The sequence below is a fragment of the Natrinema gari JCM 14663 genome (assembly GCF_000337175.1).
Classification (GTDB): Archaea; Halobacteriota; Halobacteria; order Halobacteriales; family Natrialbaceae; genus Natrinema; species Natrinema gari.
In genome coordinates this window covers 104,094-129,856 of record NZ_AOIJ01000058.1, presented here as the reverse complement: position 1 = coordinate 129,856, position 25,763 = coordinate 104,094, and the positions used below count along the sequence as shown (strand labels likewise).

29 protein-coding genes and 1 pseudogene are annotated in these 25,763 nt (G+C 67.4%); 15 read left to right on the top strand and 15 right to left on the bottom strand.

Going from position 1 to position 25,763, the window contains the following annotated elements:
• On the top strand, positions 1-503 hold a 503-nt coding region (locus C486_RS13670; RefSeq protein ID WP_008457095.1), incomplete at its 5' end, for a 3-dehydroquinate synthase.
• 23 nt (positions 504-526) lie between these two features.
• Here the strand turns inward: C486_RS13670 and C486_RS13665 are convergent.
• From C486_RS13665 to C486_RS13655, 3 genes are all read right to left on the bottom strand, one after another.
• Entirely contained in the window at positions 527-964 is a 438-nt protein-coding gene (locus C486_RS13665) for a zinc ribbon domain-containing protein (RefSeq protein ID WP_008457094.1), read from the bottom strand.
• 60 nt (positions 965-1,024) lie between these two features.
• Positions 1,025-1,699 carry a type I 3-dehydroquinate dehydratase gene (locus C486_RS13660; protein ID WP_008457092.1) on the bottom strand — a complete coding sequence of 225 codons (675 nt, stop codon included), beginning with the start codon at positions 1,697-1,699 and terminating at the stop codon, positions 1,025-1,027.
• A gap of 71 nt (positions 1,700-1,770) precedes the next feature.
• Positions 1,771-2,751, bottom strand: coding sequence for a transcription initiation factor IIB (locus C486_RS13655; protein WP_008457090.1), 981 nt, complete (start codon positions 2,749-2,751; stop codon positions 1,771-1,773).
• Positions 2,752-2,970: 219 nt separating this feature from the next.
• Between C486_RS13655 and yjjX the strand changes: the two genes are divergently transcribed.
• The 3 genes from yjjX (at position 2,971) to C486_RS13640 (ending at position 4,727) form a co-directional block, all read left to right on the top strand.
• On the top strand, positions 2,971-3,495 hold the full coding sequence (gene yjjX, locus C486_RS13650; RefSeq protein WP_008457088.1) for an inosine/xanthosine triphosphatase: 525 nt from the start codon (positions 2,971-2,973) through the stop codon (positions 3,493-3,495).
• A gap of 239 nt (positions 3,496-3,734) precedes the next feature.
• Positions 3,735-3,956, top strand: coding sequence for a DUF7123 family protein (locus tag C486_RS13645; RefSeq protein WP_008457086.1), 222 nt, complete (start codon positions 3,735-3,737; stop codon positions 3,954-3,956).
• 114 nt (positions 3,957-4,070) lie between these two features.
• Entirely contained in the window at positions 4,071-4,727 is a 657-nt protein-coding gene (locus C486_RS13640) for an HAD family hydrolase (protein WP_008457085.1), read from the top strand.
• 27 nt (positions 4,728-4,754) lie between these two features.
• Here C486_RS13640 and C486_RS13635 read toward each other — a convergent pair whose 3' ends face one another.
• The 3 genes and pseudogenes from C486_RS13635 to C486_RS13625 form a co-directional block, all read right to left on the bottom strand.
• Entirely contained in the window at positions 4,755-5,372 is a 618-nt protein-coding gene (locus C486_RS13635) for a winged helix-turn-helix transcriptional regulator (RefSeq protein ID WP_008457084.1), read from the bottom strand.
• Between the two features lie 180 nt (positions 5,373-5,552).
• Positions 5,553-6,819: pseudogene (locus C486_RS13630) on the bottom strand (SPFH domain-containing protein).
• 72 nt (positions 6,820-6,891) lie between these two features.
• Positions 6,892-7,503: an NfeD family protein gene (locus C486_RS13625; protein WP_008457082.1), complete on the bottom strand. Its 612-nt coding sequence runs from the start codon at positions 7,501-7,503 to the stop codon at positions 6,892-6,894.
• 257 nt (positions 7,504-7,760) lie between these two features.
• Between C486_RS13625 and C486_RS13620 the strand changes: the two genes are divergently transcribed.
• From C486_RS13620 to C486_RS13600, 5 genes are read left to right on the top strand one after another with little or no spacing between them, the layout of a single operon-like run.
• Complete coding sequence (locus C486_RS13620; RefSeq protein ID WP_008457081.1) at positions 7,761-8,849, top strand: M48 family metalloprotease; 1,089 nt, start codon at positions 7,761-7,763, stop codon at positions 8,847-8,849.
• Complete coding sequence (locus C486_RS13615; RefSeq protein ID WP_008457080.1) at positions 8,846-10,489, top strand: DUF4129 domain-containing protein; 1,644 nt, start codon at positions 8,846-8,848, stop codon at positions 10,487-10,489. Before C486_RS13620 ends, C486_RS13615 begins: the two co-directional genes overlap by 4 nt.
• Positions 10,486-11,160, top strand: coding sequence for a DUF7269 family protein (locus tag C486_RS13610; RefSeq protein WP_008457079.1), 675 nt, complete (start codon positions 10,486-10,488; stop codon positions 11,158-11,160). Before C486_RS13615 ends, C486_RS13610 begins: the two co-directional genes overlap by 4 nt.
• Positions 11,157-12,503 (top strand): DUF58 domain-containing protein, encoded by a 1,347-nt coding sequence (locus tag C486_RS13605; protein ID WP_008457078.1) that lies wholly within the window; start codon positions 11,157-11,159, stop codon positions 12,501-12,503. The genes C486_RS13610 and C486_RS13605 overlap by 4 nt, the downstream gene beginning before the upstream one ends.
• Positions 12,500-13,882 carry a hypothetical protein gene (locus tag C486_RS13600; RefSeq protein WP_008457075.1) on the top strand — a complete coding sequence of 461 codons (1,383 nt, stop codon included), beginning with the start codon at positions 12,500-12,502 and terminating at the stop codon, positions 13,880-13,882. The genes C486_RS13605 and C486_RS13600 overlap by 4 nt, the downstream gene beginning before the upstream one ends.
• Here the strand turns inward: C486_RS13600 and C486_RS13595 are convergent.
• Positions 13,871-14,836, bottom strand: a complete 966-nt coding sequence (locus tag C486_RS13595) for an AAA family ATPase (RefSeq protein WP_008457074.1) — start codon at positions 14,834-14,836, stop codon at positions 13,871-13,873. The genes C486_RS13600 and C486_RS13595 overlap by 12 nt on opposite strands.
• A gap of 141 nt (positions 14,837-14,977) precedes the next feature.
• Positions 14,978-15,337, bottom strand: coding sequence for a DUF7471 family protein (locus C486_RS13590; protein ID WP_008457072.1), 360 nt, complete (start codon positions 15,335-15,337; stop codon positions 14,978-14,980).
• A gap of 172 nt (positions 15,338-15,509) precedes the next feature.
• On the opposite strand from C486_RS13590, the gene C486_RS13585 reads away from it, so the two are divergent.
• Together C486_RS13585 and C486_RS13580 are read left to right on the top strand one after the other, a co-directional pair.
• Positions 15,510-15,851, top strand: a complete 342-nt coding sequence (locus C486_RS13585; RefSeq protein WP_008457070.1) for a YbjQ family protein — start codon at positions 15,510-15,512, stop codon at positions 15,849-15,851.
• A 188-nt stretch (positions 15,852-16,039) separates the two neighbouring features.
• Complete coding sequence (locus C486_RS13580) at positions 16,040-16,567, top strand: winged helix-turn-helix transcriptional regulator (RefSeq protein ID WP_008457068.1); 528 nt, start codon at positions 16,040-16,042, stop codon at positions 16,565-16,567.
• Positions 16,568-16,583: 16 nt separating this feature from the next.
• Here the strand turns inward: C486_RS13580 and C486_RS13575 are convergent, their stop codons facing one another.
• A complete protein-coding gene (locus C486_RS13575) occupies positions 16,584-17,603 on the bottom strand; it encodes an AI-2E family transporter (protein ID WP_008457066.1) in 1,020 nt (339 codons plus the stop codon).
• Between the two features lie 117 nt (positions 17,604-17,720).
• On the opposite strand from C486_RS13575, the gene C486_RS13570 reads away from it, so the two are divergent.
• Entirely contained in the window at positions 17,721-18,458 is a 738-nt protein-coding gene (locus C486_RS13570) for a DUF547 domain-containing protein (RefSeq protein WP_008457064.1), read from the top strand.
• Between the two features lie 23 nt (positions 18,459-18,481).
• Here the strand turns inward: C486_RS13570 and C486_RS13565 are convergent, their stop codons facing one another.
• The gene (locus C486_RS13565) at positions 18,482-19,201 is read right to left on the bottom strand and encodes an amphi-Trp domain-containing protein (protein WP_008457062.1); all 720 of its coding nucleotides are present in this window, start codon (positions 19,199-19,201) and stop codon (positions 18,482-18,484) included.
• A gap of 117 nt (positions 19,202-19,318) precedes the next feature.
• On the opposite strand from C486_RS13565, the gene C486_RS13560 reads away from it, so the two are divergent.
• Positions 19,319-20,122, top strand: a complete 804-nt coding sequence (locus C486_RS13560; RefSeq protein WP_008457061.1) for an HNH endonuclease — start codon at positions 19,319-19,321, stop codon at positions 20,120-20,122.
• Positions 20,123-20,243: 121 nt separating this feature from the next.
• Here C486_RS13560 and C486_RS13555 read toward each other — a convergent pair whose 3' ends face one another.
• The 5 genes from C486_RS13555 to C486_RS13535 all read right to left on the bottom strand — a co-directional run bounded on the left by C486_RS13555 (position 20,244) and on the right by C486_RS13535 (position 24,430).
• The gene (locus tag C486_RS13555; RefSeq protein WP_008457059.1) at positions 20,244-20,972 is read right to left on the bottom strand and encodes a nucleoside phosphorylase; all 729 of its coding nucleotides are present in this window, start codon (positions 20,970-20,972) and stop codon (positions 20,244-20,246) included.
• A 122-nt stretch (positions 20,973-21,094) separates the two neighbouring features.
• On the bottom strand, positions 21,095-21,397 hold the full coding sequence (locus C486_RS13550; protein ID WP_008457058.1) for a HalOD1 output domain-containing protein: 303 nt from the start codon (positions 21,395-21,397) through the stop codon (positions 21,095-21,097).
• A gap of 140 nt (positions 21,398-21,537) precedes the next feature.
• The gene (locus tag C486_RS13545) at positions 21,538-22,422 is read right to left on the bottom strand and encodes a carbohydrate kinase family protein (protein WP_008457056.1); all 885 of its coding nucleotides are present in this window, start codon (positions 22,420-22,422) and stop codon (positions 21,538-21,540) included.
• Positions 22,423-22,495: 73 nt separating this feature from the next.
• Positions 22,496-23,317: a DUF63 family protein gene (locus tag C486_RS13540; protein ID WP_008457054.1), complete on the bottom strand. Its 822-nt coding sequence runs from the start codon at positions 23,315-23,317 to the stop codon at positions 22,496-22,498.
• Between the two features lie 117 nt (positions 23,318-23,434).
• The gene (locus tag C486_RS13535) at positions 23,435-24,430 is read right to left on the bottom strand and encodes a ribose 1,5-bisphosphate isomerase (RefSeq protein ID WP_008457052.1); all 996 of its coding nucleotides are present in this window, start codon (positions 24,428-24,430) and stop codon (positions 23,435-23,437) included.
• A gap of 229 nt (positions 24,431-24,659) precedes the next feature.
• Here C486_RS13535 and deoC point away from each other — a divergent pair, with 229 nt between their 5' ends.
• Together deoC and C486_RS13525 are read left to right on the top strand one after the other, a co-directional pair.
• Positions 24,660-25,295, top strand: a complete 636-nt coding sequence (gene deoC / locus C486_RS13530; RefSeq protein ID WP_008457050.1) for a deoxyribose-phosphate aldolase — start codon at positions 24,660-24,662, stop codon at positions 25,293-25,295.
• A 131-nt stretch (positions 25,296-25,426) separates the two neighbouring features.
• Positions 25,427-25,666, top strand: coding sequence for a hypothetical protein (locus C486_RS13525; RefSeq protein WP_008457049.1), 240 nt, complete (start codon positions 25,427-25,429; stop codon positions 25,664-25,666).
• The last annotated feature ends 97 nt before the right edge of the window (positions 25,667-25,763 follow it).

The window sequence follows — 25,763 nt, the reverse complement described above, 5'->3', positions numbered from 1 at the left end:
TGTGTATAAGAGACAGCGTCTGCGTCGACACCGGCACCTTACTCGACCACGACGAGGGAATGCTCGTGGGTTCGATGGCCCGCGGACTGGTCTTCGTCCACGGCGAAACCGCTGAATCGCCCTACGTCGCGTCCCGCCCGTTCCGGGTCAACGCGGGCGCGGTCCACGCCTACGTCCGCACGCCCGACGGCGGCACCAAGTACCTCTCGGAGCTCCAGAGCGGCGACGAGGTTCAGGTCGTCGACCTCGAGGGCAACACTCGCGAGGCCATCGTCGGCCGCGTCAAGATCGAGCAACGCCCGATGTTCCGGGTCGCTCTCGAGACCGAGAGCGGGGATCGGGTCGAAACCCTCCTCCAGAACGCCGAGACAATCAAGGTCGCCTCGGCGGCGGGGCGCAAAGCGGTGACGGACCTCGAATCGGGTGACGAGATCCTGCTGTACTACGAGGACACGGCTCGTCACTTCGGCGAGGCCGTCGAGGAGAACATCATCGAGAAGTAAGGTCGCCAGCCGAGACAGGGGAGTCAGGCGTCGTTCGTCTCCGACTCGGGCTCCGCCGGTTCGAGCCGCGTCGTACACCAGTGACAGAACTGCAGGTCCTCGTCGATTTCTTTTCCGCACTCGGGACAGGTCGGCCCCTCAGCGCCGCCGGTGCCGCCGGGCGAGTAACCGAGCGCACGAAAGGTCGCGTCGATCGCGGCGAACAGGGAGATAAACGAGAGGAAAAACTGTGCGATCACGTCCGTCTCTTCGGCCATGACATCCGCGTACGCATTGACATCGCTGACACTCGTTATCGGTCCGACGGCGGTCAACTGCTCGATCGGCAGGAAGACGGCACTAACAGACAGGAAGAGGCCGGCAAAGAGGGCGGCGCGGAGCCAGTCCCGAACGAGGACGTGGCCTGCACCCGGCATGATCACCGAGAGACCAGCGGCGAGGAGCGCACGGAACCATGTCATTGTATATAGAAACCGTAGGGATCGGTCGCCCTTAACATTCCGATTCTCGTTATTTTTCTCTCAGCCGAGTCGTGTCACCAGCCCCGCCAGCGTCTCGAGATCGTACTGTCCGGGCGCGGTCGCATCGGCCGGATCGACGGGCGCGTACCCGATTTTCGACCCATACACCGGGGCAACGGCCCGCGTGTGACGTCCAGCATCGCCCATCGCCATCGTCGCGACGGGCTCCCCGCGAGCGGTCACCTGCTCCGTCGCCGAGAGCAAGGCGAGCGTGTCGGCCGTCGACTCGGCCGTGACGGCCAGTTTCGCGACATCGGCGTACGTGCTCGCCTCCGTCAACGTCTGCACCATCGCGTCCCGAGACGGGGTGCCCTCGAAGTCGTGGGTCGACGCGACGATCGAGACGCCCCGGTCGCGGGCGGTCTCGAGTACTGCCGCCGCTGCCCCGTCCAGAATCGACTCGAGTTCGAGATCGATCGCCGCGACGGCGTCGACCGCGGTCGCCTCGGCGAGCGCCTCGAGTCGCCCCTTGGCCGGGGCCTCCCCACCCTCCCACTCGGCCCGGTTGGTCGCCAGAATCGGCAACTCGCCGTCGTAGGCCTCGAGCGCGGCCAGGGGCTCGTCGGCCAGATCCATGCGGAATTCGATCGCGTCGGCGTGCTCGCGGGCCGCGGGCTCGTCGGCGAGCGCGGCCGTCGACGCTGCGAGGACGAACGAGTCGAACTGGAGTCCCATTGGGACCAACTGCGAGCGAGCGCGGCAAAAACGATATCGGTCCGGCGAGTACCGTGTGGCGAGCGCCGTCCTTAGGCCATCCCGATAGTCTCCTCGGCCTCGAGGAGTTCGTGATAGCGGTTGCGGATCGTGACTTCGGAGATGTCGGCGACGTCGGAGACGGCGGCCTGGGTGGTCTTCTCGTTGGTCAGCAGTGCGGCGGCGTACACCGCGGCGGCCGCGAGGCCGACCGGCGATTTGCCGCTGTGGACGCCCTTTTCCTTGGCGTTCTGGAGCAGCGAGCGCGCACGGTGTTCGGCCTCGTCGGAGAGTTCCAGTCCCGAGGCGAACCGGGGGACGTAGCTCTCGGGATCGGCCGGCTGGACCTCGAGTCCGAGCTCGCGGACCACGTAGCGGTAGGTGCGTGCGATCTCGTTTTTCTCGACGCGGGAGACGTCGGCGATCTCGTCGAGGCTTCGGGGGACGCCGGCCTGACGGGCAGCGGCGTAGACACAGGCCGTCGAGACGCCCTCGATGGAGCGGCCGGGGAGGAGGTCCTCGTCGAGCGCGCGGCGGTAAATGACGCTGGCCGTTTCGCGGACGTTCGTGGGCAGACCCAGCGCAGAGGCCATGCGGTCGATCTCGCCCAGCGCCTGTTTGAGGTTGCGCTCCTTGGAGTCGCGGGTCCGGAAGCGCTCGTTCCACTTGCGCAGGCGCTGCATCTTCTCGCGTTGGCGCGAGCCAAGCGAGTTGCCGTAGGCGTCCTTGTTTCGCCAGTCGATGTTCGTCGAGAGCCCCTTGTCGTGCATCGTATTCGTCGTGGGCGCACCCACGCGGGACTTCTCGTTTTTCTCGGCGGCGTCGAACGCGCGCCACTCGGGGCCGCGGTCGACGGAATCCTCCTCGACGACCAGCCCACAGTCCTCACAGACGGTCTCGCCGTGTTCGTCGTCGACGACGAGATTACCCGCACACTCGGGACAGACCAGGTCCTGCTCCTCGCTTTCGGTCTCCTGTTCGTTCGTTTCGGGTTCGCTACGTCGTACTCTCGTGTTCGATGGTGCGTTAGTCATACGATGGCAATTGCTGCCCGGCCGAACCGATCGCAAAAGCCCGGACGGTTCCGTTACCTCCCACGTTCAGAGACTCGAGGGTTAAGGGTTTCGGAATCTCGGTCCCATATCCCGCGAAAACCAGTAATTCGGTCGAAAGAGCATGATGGATAGAAACATTGAAGCAATGAAACCGGTCGGAAACGCAGACCCCAAATCAGCATCCGCCGAACGACCGGTATGGAACTCGCAGTCGGAAGCACGAATCCCGTCAAGATCGACGCGGTCGAACGAACGCTCGAGCGCTACGAGCCGACCGTGACCGCCGTCGACGTGGCGTCCGGCGTCGCCGAACAGCCGCGGTCGATCGAGGAGACCGTCACTGGCGCGGAGAACCGCGCCCGGCGAGCGCTCGCGGCGACCGACGCCGACTACGGGGTGGGGCTCGAGGGCGGCGTCGCTCGGCTGGACGGGACGCCGGGACTGTCGCTGATCATGTGGGGAGCCGTGACGGACGGTGACCGAACGGCGCGTGGCGGTGGGCCGACGGTGCGTCTCCCCGACGGGATCGCGGAGCGGGTCGCCGACGGGGCCGAACTGGGGCCGGTAATGGATGATCGCCTCGGTACCGACGGGATCGCCGAGGCCGACGGCGCTGCAGGCGTACTCACGGACGGGTTGACGAACCGAACGCACGCACTCGGCGAGGCCGTTGCGTCCGCGTTCGGACCGTTCGTCACGGACTACTACGACACCGACGACTGATCGTCACCGGGGATGCCGAACGACACCCGAACCAGCCGGTCGTAACTCGGCGTCCGAGACGGTCACGAACAAACGACACTCACAGACCAGGATATATTAACCGGTCGTACCAACGAAAGCTTTCCGCCCTGTTATTCGTCTCTTACTCCCGGCGGAAAGCGCATGACGGCGGCGGGTTAACCGCGCGTACCAAACCCCCTAAGGGTATTCCTATCGTCCGGTCGTGTATGAGCACTGCAATGGCCCCCGACCTCACGAGCAAACAACGGCGGATTCTGGAGTATCTCCGGAACAACGCGGCGACGAAGACATACTTCAAATCCCGCCTGATCGGCCAGGAACTCGGTATGACGGCCAAAGAGGTCGGCTCGAACATCACCGCCCTGCAGGAAGGCGACTACGATATCGAGATCGAGAAATGGGGCTACTCCTCGAGCACGACCTGGAAAGTCGATACGTAACCCCCTGGCCGCGACGCGGTGCACGCTGCTCGTGTTTTACCGATCGTCAGGTGGAGCCAGCGACGGCCGTCGCAACGCCGAACGCTCTTTTCTCACGAGCCCCAGTATCAGGCTATGACGACGGTACTGTTCGATATGGATGGCGTCATCCTCGAGGGGCCGCGGACCGATCCCCAGGTGTACGCCGACGCCGCCGACGCAGCGCTCGCCGATCTGGGGGCCGACCCGACGCCGGACCAGCGTCGCGACGTTCGCACTCACGAGTACGAACGGATCAAACCGCACTGTCGCGACCTTGGAATCGATCCCGAACAGTTCTGGGAACTGAAAGAAGCGTACGCCTCGGAGGGAACCCACGACCGGCTCCGGTCGGGGGAGCGCGGCACCTACGACGATATCGATGCGATTCGCGACCTCGGCGACCGGACGACGATCGGCCTCGTCACCAACAACCGCCACGAGACCGCTGCGTTCGTCGCCGACTACGTCGGGTTCGACTTCGACGTCGTCCGCGGTCGAGACCCCACGTTCGAGGGCTACGAGCGGCGCAAACCCGATCCGTACTATATCGACGACGCGCTCGACGCCCTCGGCGTCACCGACGGCATCTACGTCGGCGATTCCCCAACGGACGTAACGGCCGGCCGAGCAGCCGGCCTCGAGACTGCGTTCCTCCGACGGCCACACAACCGCGACCGGGAGCGACTGCGAAACGCGACACACGAACTCGAGTCGCTGGCCGACGTGGTCTCCCTCGTCGTATCGAAGTAAGACGATCTTACAGCGGGAGACGACCGCTTACCCCTCATAGGTGAGGAACTGATCCGCGTCTCGAGCGAGCGCTTGAGCCCGGTCGCCGAACGAATCCGCGTGGCGGACGACCAACACCAGCACCGTTTCCGGCCGTTCGACCGCGTAACCGTCGTCCCGGGAGAGCAGGCCGGCCTCCTCGAGTTCGCCGGCGTACTTGCTCACCGTCGGTGCCGAGACGTCGAGAGCCACGGCGAGGTCGCCAGCAGTGGTCTCGGAGTTCAAGAGGAGTTCGATCAGCATGCCGCGGGGCGTCTCCCGGCGGAGATATCCCAGGGCCCGCTTCTCGAAATCGTCGAACCGGCCGGCGGTAACGAACCGCTTGTAGTCGCCGTCGCGATAGCGCTCGATCGCACCGATGTCCTCGAGTCGCCGCAAGTGGTGTTGGGTCTCGCCAGTCCCGAGTCGGAGGTCGTCGCGGATCTTGGAGAAGTGCGCGCCGGGCGTCGTCGAGAGATAGCCCGCAATCGCGTCGCGCGCGTCGCTTTCGCCCGTGTCAGCGGCCGCTGCGTCCGCGCGGCCGACCAACGGAGACGCAGCACCGAGGGCGGCGAATCGGCGCAGGGTCGCTCGTTTGTCGTCGTCGACCCCATCGGGCGATGTCATAGCTACCTACCGCCCACAATGTGGCGACCCGTAAAACAGGTTTCGCTCCCCGTTGTGCACCGACTAGAATCGATTAGTAGGCTACTACCGAGCGTGGTAACCGATCCGTTACCCGGGTTGTGCGTCCGTCGAACGAAAAATGAAGCCGTGAACGCGTCGGTACTGTCGCCGACCGATCGATCAGTCGCCCGTGGACGACTCGTCCGCGTCGGCCGACAGTTCGGTGCCGCCGTCGGCCTCCCCCTGGAAGTCCTGATCCATCTCCTCGATGACTTCGTCAGGGTCGGAGATCTCGGCCGGGTCCTTCCCCTCCTTGATCGCCTGGGCTTCCTGTTCCATCGCTTCGACGTCCATGTCCGCTTCCTGGTCGATCTCGCCGATGATCTCGGCGATGTCGTCCAGGCCGATCAGTTCGCGCGTCTCGTCGTCGAACTCGCGGCTCTCGAGTTCGTGGCCGTCCGCCTCGACATCGCTGCCCGAGAGGTGCTTGCCGTAGCGGCCGACCAGCGAGGTGAGTTCCTGGGGCATGACGAACGTCGTCGACTCGCCCTGGCCGATGTCNGCCCGAGAGGTGCTTGCCGTAGCGGCCGACCAGCGAGGTGAGTTCCTGGGGCATGACGAACGTCGTCGACTCGCCCTGGCCGATGTCGGCCAGCGTCTCCATCCCCTTGTCGATGACCGCGCGTTCGCCCATCGATTCGGCCGAACGGGCGCGCAGGACGGTCGAGATCGCGTCACCCTGTGCTTCGAGGATCTGGCTCTGCTTTTCACCCTGGGCGCGGATGATCTCGCTCTGTTTGTCACCTTCCGCTTTCTCGACGGCACTGCGGCGTTCACCCTGTGCCTCGAGAATCATCGCGCGGCGTTTCCGCTCGGCGGAGGTCTGTTGCTCCATCGCGCGCTGGACGTCCTTCGAGGGGTTGACCTCGCGAACTTCGACGCTTTCGACGCGGATCCCCCACTCGTCGGTGGGTTCGTCGAGTTCCTCGCGGATGCGAGCGTTGATTTCCTGGCGCTTGTTCAGCGTGTCGTCGAGTTCCATGTCACCCAGCACGGCACGGAGCGTCGTCTGGGCGAGGTTCGAGACGGCGCGCTTGTAGTCGTCGACCTGCAGGAACGCCTTCTTGGCGTCCATCACTTTGATGTAGACGACGGCGTCGGCGGTCACCGGCGAGTTGTCGCGGGTGATCGCTTCCTGGCGGGGCACGTCCAGCGTCTGGGTACGCATGTCGAACGCGTACGTGTTCGAGACGAACGGCGGGACGAAATTGATCCCCGGCTCGAGCAGTTTGCGGTACTCACCGAAGACGGTCAGGGCGCGTTTCTCGTACGCATCGACGATTTCGATCGCGCTGAGCAACGCGACGATGACGACGACGAGGACGAGAGCACCGACGAGCAACAGCGTACCGCCGGCGGTTTGCATTGGAAACAGTTGGACCACCATATTTCGGCCTTACGGCGGTGGGGAGAAAAGCGTTCCCTTATTTCGACAACATTTGGGTGCCGCTCGCGTTTCTCACCCCGAGTTTTCGGTTTCCGTTTCGGTCTCGGGGTCCGGGTCGGAGATGGATTCGCCGCCGCCGCCGCCGTCCGCAGCCTCCCGATCGGCGCTCTTCGTCGCCTCGTCACGTGCGAGCGCGCGATCGATTTCGTCCTCGCCGATCGCGTTGACGGATTCGACCGTCAGGACGTTCCCGCCCCCGGGATCGATGACGATGATCTCCGCTCCCTCCTCGATCGTCCCGCCGGTCGTCCGCGCGCTGTAGTAGGGGGCGAACCCGCCCTCCTCGAGTTTGACTTCGCCGCTGCGGGTCGTGACCGTCTCGGTGACATAGCCCGTCACACCGGACAGCGAATCCGAATCCGTCGTCCGAGCGGTTCCTTTCCCGCCGTAGAAGTCGAACTCGTTGTAGACGTACGCCGCCGCGAGCCCGATGGCGAGGGTGAGACCCGCCAAGATGAGGGGGCTAAGCGGGCTCGGAAAGAGGACGCCGATCAACCCCGCACCGACCAGGGCGATCCCGATAACGATGAGGTGGGCTCCCGGTGAAATGGCCTCGAGCACCATCAACACGAGACCAACGACCAAGAGCAGGAGCGGCACGTTCCCCACGAGGGATTCGACCATACTTAGCGCTATAGCCTCGCGCGAATTAAATGTTTGTCAGCGCCACGGTACCGTTCGGATAGACAGCCTATGGACGGTCCCCATTGCGGCCCCGCGACCGTTCCGACGGCGATGAGTCGGTGGTCGATCGACCGGCAGTCCTCGAGAGCGACGGTCGCGGCGGCCGAGCAGTCGATCGAGGCGAAAGACAATACCCGACCGAAACGTTCGGGGAAAATTTTTGATCCCGTAGGACGGAATTCGACCGAGCGCCCTCCATGACCCTTCGCCTGCGTATCGGTGCCGTCCTCGGCGTGTTCGTCGCGGTTACAGGCGTGTTCGTCCTCGCATTGCTGTGGGCGTACGGCGTCCTGGTACCGGGGCTCGTCGGCGGGACGATCGTCTTCCTCCAGCATGGGACCGTCGAACTCGATCTCGTTCAGTTGCCGGTCTCGTGGCTTACGGCGCTGGTACTGATCGGCGGCTTCCTCGCCGCACAGACGTATTACGGCTACCAGCGCGTTCTCGCCGGGACCCACGGCAGCACCGGCGGCGGGGACCACGCCGTCGCCCGAACGGTCCGACGGCTGGCGATGCGAACCGATATTCCGGAGCCGGCCGTCCGCGTCGTCGCCGACGAGACGGCGAGTTGTTACACCGTCGGCCGGCTCACCGACGCGACGATCGTCGTCACGACGGGGCTGGTCGACCGTCTCGACGCCGACGAACTCGAGGCCGTATTGGCCCACGAAATCGCCCACGTCGCCAACCGTGACGTGACGCTGATGACGATCACGACGCTGTTTCTGGAGATCGCCGATCGAGCGTACCACGCGGCGCGGCTCGCCCGCCGCGCGCTGGCCGAACCGCGCGACCTGTCGGACGGCGGCCGGATCGCGCTGTACTGGTTCCTCCCGCTGGTGGCGCTGACGTACGTCTTCGTCGCGCCGTTACTGTGGGTGTTCCCCGCCGTCGCCGACTGGGCGACGCGCACGCTCTCGCGGAGCCGGGAGTTCGCCGCGGACGCCGCAGCCGCCCGGATCACCGGCGACCCGATGGCCCTCGCGAGCGCGCTGGTGACCCTCTCCGAGACGACCGGGACGCCCGAGACGGACCTCCGAACCGCCAAAACTCGCGCGCTGTGTATCGTCCCCACGGACCCCGTAACGGGCGCGGACACGTCGTCGCTGCCCCGGATCGGACGGCCGACGACCGACGCCCGTCGTCGCGAGCGCGTGGCCTCGTGGCTCGAGGCCGCCACGCCACCGGGGCCGGTCGACGACGACGGCTCCGCGACACATCCGCCCGTCGACGACCGCGTCCGGCGACTCTCCGAGATGGCGGCCGAACGGAGGGACCGAGCGTGACCCGGGCGCGCCGACTCCTGTTCGTCATCGGCTGCCTGTGTTGCCTGCTCGCGGTGGCGACCGCTCTTCCCGCGGCCGATCCGCGACTCGAGAATCCCGGCACTGGCGGCGGCGGAGACCCGGTCGCCGGCGACTGGGAGGCGTTGGAAGATCGGCCGAATTTCAGCACGACGCCGCGGGTGGACGGGAACGAATCGGACAACGAGCCACAGCCGACGGACGGGATCGAGATCGACGGGGCGATCGAGCCGGGGAACGACGTGACGGTCGATGTCGGCTTTAGCGGATTTGCGTCGGGGAAGACGCTTACGGTGAACGGCGAGCCCGTCACGGAGGTCAACAGGTTCGGACACACGTCGGTCACCGTGCCGTACGCCGAGGAGATGACCGTCGCGGTTCCCGAGGACAACCGCTCGCGGACCGTCGACGTGGCGACCGACGTAACGATCACGACGCACGGCGGGGCGGCACCGGCCCGCGACCTCGAGTTGGAAGCGATGGTCGGAGAGACACCGGTGGCCAACGCCACGGTGACCCTCGACGGGGACGCCGTCGGGATGACGGACGAGGACGGCGACGCCGCAGTAAGGCTGCCGGAGACCGCCGGCCCGGTCGATCTGGGCGTCGCACGCGGTCCGGTAACGGGCACTCGGACCGTCGATGTCGACGAGCCGCGGATCGAGTTCGTCTCGCCGTTCCTATTCCCTGGCTCGCCCGCTCCCGTCCAGGTGTCCGCCGACGGAGCGGGCGTTTCGAACGCGACGGTCTCCCTCGAGAGTGGCGGGACGGGGACGACCGGCAGCGGTGGGCGGACTCACGTCTGGCTGCCGATCGACGACGAGGCGACCGTCACGGTCGCGGTCGGCGAGGAGCGCGCGACGGCGACCGTCGGAAACCTCTATCTCCGGCTGACGGCGGTCGTCGTGTTCGTCCCCGGGTTCGTCATCGGCGGCATCGTGACCTATTTCCGACTGGTTGCAAACGCTGAACGGGGACGCGCGGGCGGGGCGACCGATCTGTTCGTCGCGCTCGCGGACTTGTTCGGGGCGCTGGCCGACGCGCTCGGCGCGCTCGTGAGCGGCATCGGCCAGTTCGGGTGGCCGTCGGTATCACTGCCGACGATCTCGCTGCCGTGCCTCGAGTTCGGCGGGAGCAGGCGCGAGTTCCCATCGCTCCGGCCGGACCTCTCGTCGATTGGCCGCGCGTTCGTGACCCTCCCGTCGCTCGGGTCACTGGGGTTGCTCAGTCGGTCGTCGAGTGGCAGCGACGGATCGGTGCTCGCGGCCGTGTTCGGAACGCGCGACGACGAGTCCGACGCGTCGAACGAGCCCGACGACGACGGCCCCGACCTCGCGACTGCCCCGATCGCGCCCCGCGGACCTCGCGCCGAGATCCGCGCGGCATGGCACGCGTTCCTCGATCGACTCGAGGTGGACGACCGCGAGACGGCGACCCCCGGTGAAGTGGCCCGCGACGCGCTCGCCGCCGGGTTCCCGGCCGAGAACGTGGGACAGCTGGTCGCGATCGTTCGCGACGTCGAATACGGCGGTCGCGAGGCGTCTCCGGATCGAGTGGCGGCAGCGCGCGCGACGGTCCGTGAACTGCTCGATCACGATCCCGACGAGGAGGGATCCGAATGAGTCGGCGCTCGTCACCGGGGCCGTGGCGGCGACTGCTGGGCCAACTCGAGGCGATCCATCCGGAGGTGATCGCGGTGGGTATCGTCGGTGCCGGGGCCGCCCTGGCGGTTGGTGCGGTGGTCTTCGCCGGCTTTCTGCCGCCCGTCCAGACCCTCACCGTGTTACTGTATCCGTTCGCGGCGCTGTTTCCAGCGATCGGGGCCGTGCTCGCCGTCGGCGCGTGCTGGTGGATACGGACCGCCGACCGGTCGGACAGCTCGCAGCTACTCGCGGGGCCGCCGCCGGAAGCGGCGACCACCGCGACCGAGCACCCGGTCGGTCGCGAGACGGCACGGACCCTCCGCGCCGCCGGGGCGGGTCGATACCGCTGTCGGCGAAACGAATCGGCCGCGACCGTACGCCGACGACTCGTCGACGGAGCGGTTCGCGTCGTCACGACGAAACGCGGCCTCGCGGCCGACGCGGCCCGGGAGGCCGTTCGCACGGGAACGTGGACCGACGATCCGGTCGCCGCCGCGTTCCTGGCCGAGAACCTGCCCCAACCGCCCCGCGAACGGTTGCGAGCCGCAGTCGACCCCGGGGCGGCGTATCACCGCCGCGTCCGTCGCACGCTCGCGGCGATCGAGCGGATCGACGACGGGACGGCGCGGAACGAGGAGGTGGATCGATGACGGATCGAACCGTCGACCGGGTCGCGGACAGCGACTGGGCCGTCGCCGCGACGGTCGCGCTCGCTGGACTGGGCATCACCGTCGGGAGTCAACTCCTCGTCGCCGCCGCCACGCTCCCGCTGTGGTACGTCGCCGCGGACGTCCTGGGAAGCGATCGCTCGGCGCTGGTCCGCGTCCGTCGCCGCGTGACGGTTCACGACGCCTCGAGCGAGGGCGTCGACGCCGACGAGGCGTCTCGATCCGACGAGGGCGAAGAACAGATAACCGCCAGTCCGGGAGCTACCGCGACCGTGCGAACGACCGTCCGAAACGACGGCTCGGAGACGCTCGTCGATCTACGCGTCGTCGACGGCGTTCCGGACGCGTTGCCGGTCGTCTCCGGTTCGCCGCGCGCTTGCGAGACGCTCGAGCCCCTCGAAACGGCGACACTCGAGTACGAGGTCGAACTCCGGCGGGGCGAGCACGCGTTCGGCGACGCGACGGTGCGAACGCGCGATCTCACCGGCACGATCACCGACACCTGGACGGCGGGCGTCGAGGGCGACGATGCGGTCCACTGTTCGCCACCGGTCGAGACGGTACCGCCCGGCGACGGGACGAACGAGTACGCGGGCGAAGTGCCCACCGACGAGGGCGGCAGCGGCCTCGAGTTCTACGCCGTTCGCGAGTACGAGCCGGGCGATCCGGTACGCGCGATCGATTGGCGGCGGTACGCCGGCACGCGGGAGTTGGCGACCGTCGAGTACCGCGCCGAGCGGTCGACGCGGATCGTCTGCATCGTGGACGCGCGGCCGAACCAGTTCCGCGCGGCGACGACCGACCGGGTGCCGGCGATCGAGCGCTCGGCCGACGCCGCCGGGCGAGCGTTCGAGAGGCTGGTGGCCGCGGGCCATCCGACCGGCATCGTCGGCATCCACGAGCAGGGGCTGACGAGCGTCCCACCGGGAACCGGTCCCGCGACGAGACAGGAGGCGACGGACCTGCTGGACGCGATGCGGGTGCCCGGCTACGTCGCGGCCGCCCGCTCACAGACGGGCGATCCGTCCACCGCCCTCCTCCGGTCGCTTCCCGGTGACGCCCAGGTGTACCTGTTTTCCTCGTTCGTCGACGACGACCCGCTCGAGCTCGTCGAGGCGCTTCGGGCGCGGGGGTACGGCGTTCGCGTCGTCGCTCCGGACGTTACCGCCGACACTGCCGACACCGCGACGCGGCTGGCGGCTCTCGAGCGGGGGACGCGACTCGCTCGCGCCCGCGCGACCGGCGCTCGGGTCCTCGACTGGGACCGCGAGCGACCGCTCGGCGCGGTCCTTCGCACTGTCGGCGGGGAGGTGGCGACCCGATGAGCCCGCCCGACGACCGGTTGCCGACGACCGTCACACGGGGACTCGTGCTCGCCGCCCTCGTGGGTGCGCTCGCCCTCGCCGTTTCCCAACCGATCGTCGCTGCCGGCGTCCCGATCGGGCTCGGTCTCGCAGTCGCGATCAGGGCCGTCGGCGGCTCCGACCGCCGCGTTGCGCTCGGGGCCGCGCTGCTACCGATCGCCGTCCTCGCCGGCGTCGCGACCGTCGGGCTCACGGGGACGCCGGTCGCCGGTCTCTCGGCGGTCATCGGGATGGCCCTTGCCACCGCCGTCTGCGGCGTCGTCGTCGGCCAGCCGACGGCGGCCGCACTCATGCGAACGGGCGGGGCCGCACTCTGTGCGTCGGTCCTCGCCGGCGGGAGTGCGCTGGTCGCGATCGGTATTGATACGGCGGGCGGGACACAGGCAGCGCTCATCGCGGCGCTGTGGCTCACCGGCGACGGCGTCTTCGGACTGCTCGTCGCGCTCGTCGTCGCCGCTGTCGCAGTCGTGGCTGCCCTCCTCGTCGTCCCGCCGGCGGCGGTTACCGTCCCCTCGAGAGACGATTCGTACGCCGCGAGCAGAAACGCACTCGCGAAGCTCATCGGGGTCGCAACTGCGATCGCGATCGGCGGGCTCTCGATACTCACGGTCGGGTCGGTGTTCGTCCCGGCACTCGAGCCAGTCGTCGAAGCGCTCACCGGCAGCGCCGCGGTCCGCGGGCTGCTCGCGGCCGTGACGGGGGCGGCGCTCCTCGGCGTCGCGGTGTCGGTCGTCATCCGAAGTGTCTGGAGACAGACCGACGGCCGCCGGAACGCCGTGGTCGCGATCGTCGCCGGCTCGATGCCGGGCGTGGGACTGCCGTTCGCGGCGGTGATCGGCGTCGGCGGCATCGAAGCGATGACCGTGGCGACGCTCTTCGGCGCGGCGGCGGCCGCGCTCGGCGTCGGCTGGCTTGCAGCTTGGCTCTACGAGGGCGTAGTGGGACGAAACGAGGCCACGAATCCCGAAACCGCTGTCGCGGCCGCGCTCGCCGCGGGCGGCGTCGTCAGCGGGGCAAGCGTCGACACCGCGACGCTCGGCCTCGAGACGGGGCGGACGGGAGTGGCGACGGTCGTCCCGATCGCGGCCGCGCTGTTCGCGTACGATGTCGGTCGGTACGGACGGACGCTGGCCCGCGAGATCGGGTCCGAGGCGTCCCGCCGGCCACAGCTCGTACGACTCGGCTGGAGCGGCGGCGTCGCGGCCGTCGGCGTTCTCGTCGGTGCGCTCGGGATGGCGGGTGCGACGGTGCTCGCGCCGACGCTGTCGGTCCCGGCGACCGCGGGCGTGATCGTTGCCGTGGCCGCAGTCGTGGGCGGAACGTGGGTCTTAGTCCGTTGACGGCGGGTCCATCGCCGGGACATCACACTGCTCGAGGACGGCGTCGATAACCGCGCGTCGCGAGACGCCGTCGACGGTTGCGTCCGGAGTCAACACGAGCCGATGGGCGAGCGTGGGGCCGGCGATTCGTTTGATGTCTTCCGGGACGACGTACTCGCGGCCCTCGAGGACGGCGCGGGCACGACTGACTTCGAACAGCCGCTGGACGCCGCGGGGCGAGACGCCGACGTCGACGCGGCCGTCGGTCCGCGTGGACCGACAGACCGCGCCGATGTAGTCGCGAACCGGTCCCTCGACGGCGATCTCCTCGGAAACGGCCTGAAGTTCGAGCACTCGCTCCCGGTCGACGACCGGTTCGACCGTCGGAGTCGGCCGGTCGCGGTCGGCCCGGCGGTCGATCAGCTCGCGCGTTCCCTCGGCATCGGGATAGCCGAGCGATGTCTGTATCATGAAGCGGTCGCGTTGGGCCTCCGGCAGTTCGAAGGTCCCCTCCTGCTCGACCGGGTTCTGCGTCGCGATGACGACGAACGGGTTGGGAAGCTCGTGAGTGTCGCCGTCGACGGTCACCTGCCCCTCCGCCATCGCTTCCAGCAGCGCGGACTGTGTCTTCGGCGGCGCGCGATTGATCTCGTCGGCCAGCACGACGTTCGCGAACACCGGACCCGGGGTGAAGTGGAACTCACCCGTCTCCTCCTCGAAGACGTACGAACCGGTGATGTCGGCGGGCATCAGGTCCGGCGTGAACTGGATGCGGGAGAATTCGAGGCCGAGCGCGGTCGCGAACGACCGCGCAGTGAGGGTCTTGCCCGTTCCGGGCACGTCCTCGAGCAACACGTGCCCGCGGGCGAGCACGCCGGCGGTAATCTCCTCGAGGACGGTGTGATCGGCGACGACTGCGGAGCGGATCTCGTCGACGACGGCTGCCACCGTCGCCGCGGCGTCGGGGACTGACATACCGGTAGCGGCCCCTCCGGAACCTTATATCTCACGACGACCGACACGATCGACGCGGATCGGACGGCTCGAGCGCGTCCCAGCGACCACTGCACGTCGCTGCATCCCTGGTCGAACGACGGGCATGGGATCGATGTCGGCTCAGTCGTTACGAGAATCGCCCGGGCCGGTAGCGAGCGTGTCGTTTGTCGGCCCGCTCCGGTAGACCGCATAGAGGACCAGCACCGCGATCAGGAAGTCGAAGCCGTGCTCGACGAGGTGGTGGACCGTCATCGGGACGAGCCCGAGAACGGTCCCCAGCCCGGTCACCGAACGGACGACGAGTACGCCCAGGACCACCGTGATCAACAGATAGCGCAACGTCCGACGCCGAGAGTAGGCGACGACGCCGGCGACGAACAACACCGTCGTTCCCAGCGCCGCGAGCGTGATCACGCAGACGAGGACTGGCGCGAGCTGGGGGTCCAACCACTCGCTGGTGACCGACAGTGCAAGCACCATGAATCGATACCCATACTGGGGCGGACACGCACCTATTCGCTTCGGTGTTCCTCGACCGGCAGCGACCGGGCTCGAGCCAGTCCGAACGCGGCTACATATATCCGACTTCGATGTGCTGACGTTGTAACTCCGACTCACTGTTTATCCCTCACCCGGGCGTACGCTCCCCCGTATGAGTGACACAGACGTGACGATCACGACGACGGACAGTCTCGAGGGACGGGAGATCACGGCGTATCGCGGCGTGATTTCGGGCGAAGCGGTCATCGGTGCGAACATCGTTAGCGACATCGCCGCCGGCATCCGGGACGTCGTCGGCGGCCGGAGCGGGTCCTACGAGAAGAAGATCGAGACGGGACGGACGGAAGCGATCGCCGATCTCGAGGCCGAGGCGCAGGCGGTCGGTGCCGATGCCGTCGTCGGCGCGACGTTTGATTACGAGGAGATGGGCGAAGGCATGCTGTGGGTCAACCTCTCCGGGACCGCCGTCGAGACGCGTCGCTCGGACGAGTAGCACGGCTGAGTGGGCGGCCGATCGGAGAGTCGCGCGCATCCCGCTCGAGCGACCGAGGCCGCGACCGACAGCGGCCGTCAGCGCTCGCCTGCGAGCCCGTCGCCGCCGTTCCCGGGGGCTGGGAACGCGCGAAACCCGTTATATGCACCACGGCACTAGCGACGGGTACGTTCAACTAGGGGTGAGCTATGACTGACACTCGAGAACGGATTCGGACACACGTCGGCGCGAACGCCGGCGTCCATTTCAATGAACTCGTCAGGGAGTCCGACTTCGCGCCGGGACAGGTCCAGTACCACGTCCGTCGGCTGCGCGAGGAGGGACGACTCGTCCGCGAGGAGTTCTACGGCCGAACCCACTACTACCCGCCGACGTACGACGAGTGGGAGCGGGCCGCACTGGCACTGTTTCGGCGGGAAACCGCCCGTGAGATCGTCGTCTACCTGATCGAGCACGAACCGGCCGGCCCCGGAGCGATCACCGACGCCCTCGACATCGCGCGGAGCACGCTCGAGTATCACGTCGACCACCTAGTCGACCACGACCTCGTCGAGAAGCGCTACGACGAGCGCAACCGCGTCGTCCTCGAGCTCGCGGCACCCGAAGCGACGGGGCGACTACTGACGACGGTGACGCCGACGGTTCCCGATCGACTCGTCGATCGCTTCACGCGACTCGTCGACGAACTGCTCGCGGGGACACAGGAGCCACAGTAGGACCGCGATTCGACGGTCACTGCATTCCAGGGTCGTTCTCGAGGCGGTCGTAGTGGTCGTTCATGACCGATAGCGTCGCGATCAGCGCGCCGAGGACGACGGGGCCGTAGAACAGCCCCATAACGCCGAACGCGTAGACGCCGCCGAGCACCCCGAGAATGATGACGGAGGGGTTGAGTTCGGCGTAGCGATCGACGACGATCGGCCGGAGGTAGTCGTCGGAGAGGCCGACGACGATCATGCTGTATCCGAACAGCCCGGCGGCGAGCAGGAGGTCGCCGGTCAGTCCGAGGTAGATCACGGCCGGCCCCCACACCATGAACGACCCGATCAGCGGGATCAGCGAGAGGATGATCATGACGAACGTCCAGAACGCGGCGTTGGGAACGCCGGTCGCGAGGAGTCCGAATCCGGCGATGGTCCCCTGGATGATCGCGATCAGGACGTGTCCGGCGAGGACGGCCCACATGACCTCGTCCAGCCGCTGATAGAAGTCGTCCTGAACGTCGTCCGGAAGCGGCGTCAGCTCTCGCATCCAGGCCAGGAGATCGCTGCCGTCCTTGAGAAGGTAATACAGCAGGAAGACGGCGAGTCCCAACCCGACCAGGACGTGGGTGATCGCGCTGAACCACTCGGTCGAACGGCCGAGCACTACCGACCCGATGTTCTGTGCAACGTCTGCAAGCACCGACGGCAGGTCGACGGTCAAGCCGGTCTGGTCTTCGATCACCCGCTCGAGTTCGGCCATCTCGAGCGAGTCGGTGTTGACCTGCCTGAGGAGTCGCCGGGCGTCGCTGGCGACCGCCGCGACGACGACGAGAAGCGGGACGACGAAGCCGGCGATCGCGAGCGCGACGAGGCCGCCGGCGGAAATCGCCGGCGACACGCGCCGCTCGAGGCGCTCCTGAACGGGATAGAGGACGTAGGCGATGAGGATGGCACCAAGGATGTACTGGGAAAACGGGAGGACGAGCAACAACGAGAGATACGCAAAGACAGCGATGAGCGCGAGGAGGAACCCCTTGCTGAGATTCACACTGCTTATTTTCGAACACGTCGGCATAAAACCACGGCTTGGACCTGTTTTCACACCGGACTGTCGTGTGAATTCGTCACACGGATTCAAGAGCCTGCTCGGTGAATTTCAGCCCGAATGTCGACCCAGCTCGATCCCCTTTCGCTCTCGGCCGATCTCCTGTATACGGTCAAGACCGAGGGTGACGCCGACCCGCTGCGGGAGCGTCTGGCGTCGGTCGAGCGATCGCAACTAGAGCGTGCGCTCGCCAGTCGTGAGGAGAAACTCTCTTTCTGGCTCAACTGCTACAACGCCTACGCTCAGTTGCTGTTAGAGGAGGAAGAGCCCGACCTGGGCGAGGGCGGGCTCCTCGACAGCTGGAAGTTCTTCGCGCGCGATCAGATCCCCGTGGGCGGGGTCTGGCTGAGTCTCAACGACATCGAGCACGGACTACTCCGCGGTTCGAAGCAGCCGTGGGGCTTTGGCTACCTCCCCCGGCTGTTCCCCTCCTCGTTCGAACGGGAGTTCCGACTCGCCGACTGTGACCCGCGCATACACTTCGCGCTGGGTCATAGCTCGGAGCACTGCCCGCCGATCGCGGTCTATTCACCCCGAGACGTCGACGAGGAACTCGACATCGCGATCGAATGGTTCCTCGAGGAAAACGTCACCTACGACGACGCCACAAACACCGCGACGGTCCCGCGACTGTTCCGGCAGTACCGCGGTGATTTCGGCGGCAAGCGCGGTATCGTCGGGTTCCTCCGGGAGTACAACGCCGTCCCCGACGAGACCACGCCCGTACTCGAGTACGAACGGGTCGACCACTCCGCGGAGCTCGACGTGGACCTCGAGGCCGACGACGTTCGGCCGTAGTTCACCGCGGCGTGCCGGCGCGTCTACTCGAGTCGCCGGATACTCGCCGTCGGTGCGCTGCGCATGACGCCCCGGGCCGCCCGTTCGGCGTTCGATCGCGAACTGTACCCCTCGCCGCTGTCGGCGACGATGTTCCCGTTCCAGTGGACGAGTCGCCAGCGCCACTGGCCCGCCTTGTCTTCGTAGACCTCGAAACGACTGGTTCGGCCGGAGTCGTCCGATGGGTCGGTCCCCTCGTCGGTCGCCACCCCCGTCTCGTCCGTCTCGACGCCGTCCGTGCCACTGTCGTGGTCCGCACCCACGTCGAGGGGCATCACCGCCGCCGCGGGGTCGACGGCCGTCGGATCCGCCTCCGTATCGCGCTCGTCGGCTTCGTCAGTCCCGCCGGCTGCGGCGGACTCGGCAGTGTCGGCGGTCGAATCGAGATCGGAGAGGCGAACGCTCGAGCCGTCGGGGTCGTCCCACTCGAGTTCGAGTTCGAGTTCGAGTTCGCCGATCGGTGGCTCGGCGTCGGACGCGTACTCGGCCTCGAATTCGGCGAGGACCCGCTCCGGGACGGCGATCCGTGCGGTCCGGTCCGCGCCGGTCAGGCGGACGGGGCGGCCGGACTCGAAAGCGGTTGCAAACTCGCGGAAGACGGCAGCGAGGTCGGCGCGGTCGTACGCGCGCTCGAGATCGAACTCGTCCCCGTCGGCCGCGGCCGATTCCTCCAGTCGGTCCGTGTCGTCCGGCGCGTCGCTCATAGGTGACCGTACGGCCGACCATGTGTTAATATTTCGCACTCGCCGGACGGGATAGCAACGGGCGTCGACCGCGCGACTGTCGGAGCGTTTTTGTCGTCGCGCTGTCTTCGCTCGCCCGTGACTTCACGCGACTGGCGTGCCGACCGAGAGTCCGTTTTCGACCGCGACGCGTTCACGTGTCGCCACTGCGGGACCGACGGCGACGACGCCCCGGCGACGCTCCGAGCCTACCCCGTCGGCGACGTTCCTCTCGAGGGGCAGGTCCACGAGAGTGCGCTCGTCACCGTCTGTGACGACTGTTTCGAGACGCTCGAGGGCCCGGCTTCGACGGAGCCGATCGCGACCGACGAGTTGTTCCACCTCGTCCGGGAGACCACCCGCCTCCAGGGAACGACGATCTCGGCGGTCGCCGACTTCGCGTCGCTGGCGACGGCGCTTCCGTCGACCCTCGAGTCCGCCCTCGAAACGGGGACCGACGCCGCTGTCGACGACTCGGTCTCGGAGTATCGCCGAACCAGACGCGACATTCTGCTCGCCATCGCCGTCGTCGACGCTCGACTCGAGCGACTCGCGGCGCTCGACGACGAGGGCTACGAGCCGGCGACCCGGCGCGCGCTCGCAGCGTTTTCGGACACCGCGGCGGACCTCCAGACGACCCTCCGCGAGGTCGTCGCACTGAGCGAAACCGTTCCCATCGGTCTCGAACGCTGTCAGGGCTGTTTCGAGTCGCTCGAGGGCGAGTCGTGTGCGACCTGTGGGCTTGCGGCCCGCAAAACGGCGGCGTGGCGGAAAGACGACGGCACCCTCGCGTTCGAGGGACTGTTCACGGCGATCAACGACCGACTCCAGGGAGCCTCCGAGACGACCGAAACGCTGACTGAGCGGACGACGACGCTGGCCGAACGACTCACGGCGGTGTAGCGCCGGCGCGACACGCGAGGCCGGCGGAGCGGATCGGGTGCGTGGCCGACCGAGCGGTCGCTCGAGAACGGAGAGATAGCGGCCGTGGCTCGGCCCGCAACGACCGGGTCGCGTCGACCCGCTACAGTTGGGTCGCGGCCTCGAGCGAGAGATCGATCGCGCGGCCGACGTTGTTCTTGGCCTTCTCGGGGAGTTCGTCGTCTTCGGTGGCGGTTCCCTTCTGGGTCCCTTCGACGAGGTTCCCGTCGACGGTACAGATCGCACCGGCGCGCAGGCCCTTGCGGCGGGCCAGCGAGAAGACGGCGGCGGCCTCCATCTCGACGGCGAGCATGCCGGCGGCCTCCCAGTCGTCGACGGCCGCGTCGGTCTCGGCGTAGTAGGCGTCGTCGGAGGCGATCGGGCCGACGTGGACGTCCTCGTCGTTCGCCTCGGCGGCGTCGGCCAACGCCGACAGCACGTCGTAGTCCGGAACCGAGGGGTACTCGGCGGCCTCGTACCGTTTCGAGGTGCCCTCGTTTTTCGCCGCGCCCGTCGCGACGATCATGTCACCGATCTCGATACCCGACTGGAGCGCGCCGGTCGTGCCGACGCGGATGAACGTGTCGACGCCGACGTTTGCCAACTCTTCGATGGCGATCGCGGCGGAGGGACAGCCGATCCCCGTCGAACAGATGGTCAGCTCCCGGCCCTCGTAGGTTGCGGTGACGACCTTGTACTCGCGGTTCTGTGCGATCGTCTCGGATTCGTCGCAGTGGTCGGCGATGCGATCGACCCGCCCGGGATCGCCCGGGATGAGCGCGATGTCTGTCAGGTCGCCGTCGTCGACCAACAAGTGTGGCTGCGTCGCCATACCGTCGGCTTCCGTGGGCGGTGGCAAAAAAGGTTCGAGGAAAGGCCACGCAGCGCTCGGTGCGACCGGCGATCCTCAACGTCACCCCCGTCCCCCGCTCGACGGCGGCTCGGCCCGTGATCTCACCCGGCCGGACGAACATCGACGCGCTCCGGACGGATCGTAACGACTGCGTCGTCGATCTCGAACTCGACCAGCCCCGTCGCCCGGGTGTCGCCGCGGTTCGTCTCGGCGAAGAGGCTGTCGAGTGCGTCCGGATCGATGTACTCGTAGAGCTGCGTACTGGTCCCGGTGACGTCGTCACCGTAATACCGGGCCAGTGCCATCGCAGCGGCGATACTCGGCGGTTCGTCCGCTCGTCGCTCGTACCGGACCGGCCGTCTGAGGCCGCATCCGTTCGAGTCGTTTACCCTTCCTTCCGTCATGTCTCTCAGTCACGGGATCGTGACTGTTCACTCAGGTGGCCAACGTCCCCACGCATATAACTACCGTCAGACGACACCCGGTGAGAATCGCGTGACTGCGGTACTGGGTCCCGTTCACACGGCGCATAAGAATCCATCGGTTACGACCGCTCCGTGAGAACGTCCTCGACGGCCGCAGCCGTCGGCGCGCTCCGCGCGCCGTCGCAGCCCGCAGTCAGCGCCCCACAGGCGTTCCCGTACGCGAGCGCGCGGTCGATGTTTCGGTCCTCGAGCCACGTCGCGAGAAAGCCGGCGGCGAAAGCGTCGCCCGCGCCGGCGGTATCGACGGGATCGACATCGAACCCCGCGTGAACGACGGTACGGTCCGGTGTGTACGCTTCGGCCCCGTCGGCTCCGCAGGTGACGACGATGATGCGCTCGTCGGCCGCGTCGGTCCAGTCATCCCCGAACAGCACCATAGCTTCCCGATCGGTCACGAAGACGACATCCGCGAGCGCGAGCGCCTCGCCGTACTCCCGGTCCCCGAGCCGGCGGCCGGGATCGAAACTGACGGAACGCCCCGCGTCGCTCGCGATCCGGGCGATCGCAGCGGCGGTGTCCGGCCGTTGCCCCGTGAGGTGTACGTGATCGGCCGACCGAACTCGGTCAGGCTCGATGTCGTCGGGCGTGACTGCCTCGTTGACCCCGTCGTTGCCGAGTATCGCGACCTCCCCCGTCTCGTCGACGAGGAGGTACTTGACCGCCGTTTCGGCCCCCTCGACCACGCGCACGCCGGACAGCGAGACGCCCGCGGCCTCGAGTTCACGGCGGGCAAGCAAGCCGTGATCGTCGTCGCCGACGCTCCCGATCAGTCCGGTCTCGACATCGAGGCCGGCGAGTGCGGCGGCGACGTTGGCGGCGCTGCCGCCGCCGGACTGGCGTTGCGAGCGGATCGACGCCTCGCCGTCGGGTTCGGGGAACCTGTCGACCCGGAGGGTCACATCCCAGTTGACGTGTCCGGCGGCGAGTACCGTAACCGAATCCATTCGATGACAGTGGGACGACGACCGCACGCGGCAAAAACCTAGGTGACGACGGACGCCCGATGGGAGACGGCGCTCAGCCGACCGCGAACAACAGCGTGTTGTGAACGGCCGGCCCGAGCCCGACCGCAGCGACCAACGCGAGGACGGTCCGGGCCTGCTGGGGCCGGTCCTCGACGTACTCGCGGAAGAGTCCGAGGATGACCACCGCGAGGACGACCTTGACGAGGACGAACAGCCATCCGGCACCGATATACGTGGCAGTTGGCAGCGCCTCGCCGGCCTCGAGGATCAACAGGGAAAGCGGGACGTCCTCGCCGGCCGTGAGGACGTCGTATCCGATCGCGGTCGTGACTCCGTCCAACGCGTGGCCGAAGACGACGAGCACGCCCGTCGCGCCCGTGGTCGCCGCGATGTCGGTGACCCAGAGACTCACCATAAGCCAGACGACCGCGGTGACGATGCCGGCGGCGACGACGCCGATAACCGGCCAAAAGGGCGCGATGGTCCCGGTCTCGAGACTGAGAAGGAGCGCGCCGGTCGCGAAGACGGTGAAAAACGCCGTGCCGGCGATGCCGACGAACCGGGGGATCGTCCGCTGGAGGCCGCCGACGTGGAGGAAGACGGCGACGATCCAGACGGCCCCCGCGACGATCGCCGTCACCGCATAGACCATCGGCGCGGTAAACAGCGGCTCGATGCTCGGCGGGAACGCGGCCAGTTTGTAGAGGACGTGAAGCGTCGCACCGAACATCATCCACGGCGCGAAGGCGATAACCGTCCGGTCGGTCACTGGCGGCTCGAGCGCCCACAGCAGTGCGACGATGCTGCCGAGGATGACGATGACCGGTACCAGCAGGTACCACGGTGGGACGACGAACCCCTCGGGTAATACCATAGAGCCAATGGCTCACACCAGGAACTAACACTTTCCGATTATCGAAGGGTCATCCCGATGAAAAATTCTAATCCGATCGGCGGCGAATACAGCGTCGGTCGTCGAGTGACGGCCGCTTCAGGCCGTCCACGGTTCGTCGGTGGTCTCGCCGAAAAGTTCTCGCATGAGTGTCACGATGCTCTCCGGCGGGAACTGGCCGCGCTCGGTGACGATCGCGTCGACGTACCGCGCCGGCGTCACGTCGAAGGCGGGATTGTCAACGGTCAGGCCGTCGTCGTCGGCGACGGGTTCGTCGTCCCCACCGCCGACGATCGTCGCTCGCTCCTCGTCGGAGAGCACTTCGCGCTCGTCGCGCAGTTCGATCTCGACGGTGTGGCCCGTCATCGTGTCCGGGTGGAGTTTGATCGTCTGGGCCGCGACCATGACCGGGACGCCCCGTTCGCGGGCGTTGACCGCGAGCCCGCTCGTTCCGACCTTGTTGATCACGCTGCCGTCGGCCGCGATGCTGTCGGCCCCGACTAACACGTGATCCGCCCTGTCGAGGTACCGGCGGGCCGCGTTGTCCACGATCACGGTCACCGGAACGCCCCACTCCCGGAGCTGTCGGGCCGTGATGTGACCCTGTTTTCGCGGCCTGGTTTCCTTGACGATCGCCTCGATCGCTTTCCCCGACTCGAGGGCGACATCGATACACGCGAGTGCGTCCGTCGAGTGGCAGTGAGTCATCACGACATCGCCGTCTCGGAGTCGGTTCGCGCCGATCTCGCCGAGCGTCTCCTGGGCGCGCTCGAGGTCCCGACGGAAGGCCTCGGCGCGGGCGATCGTCGACGCCCGGAGATCGGCGACGGTCTCGCCGTCCATCCCCCGGAGCACGTACCGAAGGGCGTTCGGGAGGCTGACCGCGGTGGGCCGTGTCTCGTAGAGCGTTCGGGCAGCAGCTCGCAGCTGGCGTCGGAACGCCGCCGGGCTCTCGGCCCCGGAGCGGTCGGCTTGGGTCGCCAGCGCCGCGGCGGCCGCGTCGGCGATCGTCGCCGCACCCCGAATCTCCATGGTGGCGATATCGTCGGCAGTGGCTTCGACGGCCGGGACGACCCCGGATTCGGCATCGGCCATGTCGGGGAATTACACGCCGGCGCTGAAAAGGATGCTGTCGGTCGTCCCCGTGTGGTGCCGTCAGCGGACGCGTCGGCGTCGCTCACGGCACCGGTCGGACGCGACCGCGGTTCGATGCCGTCTCTCGACGAGCGGAGAGCAGCCACAGCGCGACTCGAGGGCGGTCACGAACGATGCCAGTCGAAGACGATCGGGCGGCTTTTTGCCCGTCCGGCGAGTCCGCTCGGGTATGGATCGCAGCGACCTCGCACCCCTGATCGACCACACCGTCCTCGGTCCCGAGACGACCCCTGCCGATGTCCGGAGCGTCCTGGACGAAGCCACCGAGTACGGCATGAACGCCTGCGTGCCGCCGTACGCGGTCGAACTGGCAGCCGAGTACGCCCCTGACGTGACTCTCGCGACGGTGATCGGGTTCCCACATGGGCAACACGCTCCCGACGCGAAACGAACGGAGGGGGTCGCCGCCTGGCAGGACGGCGCGGACGAACTTGACGTCGTGATCAACGTCGGTCGACTGAAAGCGGGCGCTGACGACGCGGTCAGGAACGAACTCGGGGAGGTGGTCGCCGCCGTCCCGATTCCGGTCAAGGTGATTATCGAGACCGCGCTCCTGACCGACGCGGAGAAACGGCGCGCCTGCGAGGCCGCGGCGGCAGCCGACGCCGCGATGGTCAAGACCGCGACCGGGTTTGCGGACGGTGGAGCCACGGTCGACGACGTCGAACTCATGAGCGACTACCTCCCCGTCAAGGCCAGCGGCGGGATCGGCAGCTACGAGGACGCCATCGCGATGCTCGAGGCGGGTGCCGAACGGATCGGGGCCTCGAGCGGGGTCGACATCCTCGAGGGCACACCGGAGTAACCGGACGCGGACGGCCGGATGAAAACCCCCCACCGGTTCGGGCAGCGGGTATCGACAGGGTGGCTGACTCACACATGGTGTCTTCGTGTCGGTTGTTTTTAGTTACGGAGCGAAAAACGGTTCAGCGAATGATGGATCCGGACACCAGTCTCAAACGCCCGGCTATCGCTGGACTACTCTGTGTCGTCGTCTTCCTGCCGACCACGTACCTCGCGCTTAACGCGTACGTGGTACTCACGATAAGCGTCGGTCCCATGCATTTGCTTTCCCGAGTGATCAATGCGGCACTCGTGATCGGCAGCCTGACCGCGTTCTGTGGCGGCGTTCTCTCCCAGCTCTACTTTCGGAACGGCGCTCCCGACGGGGGATGAACTGTCGATCAGCGGCCGGTCTCGAATCGCACAGTCTTCGGGTCCGAGTGTCGCTCGGTCGACGCGCTCTCGAGCCAAGCCGAACGGTTTTCCTCGC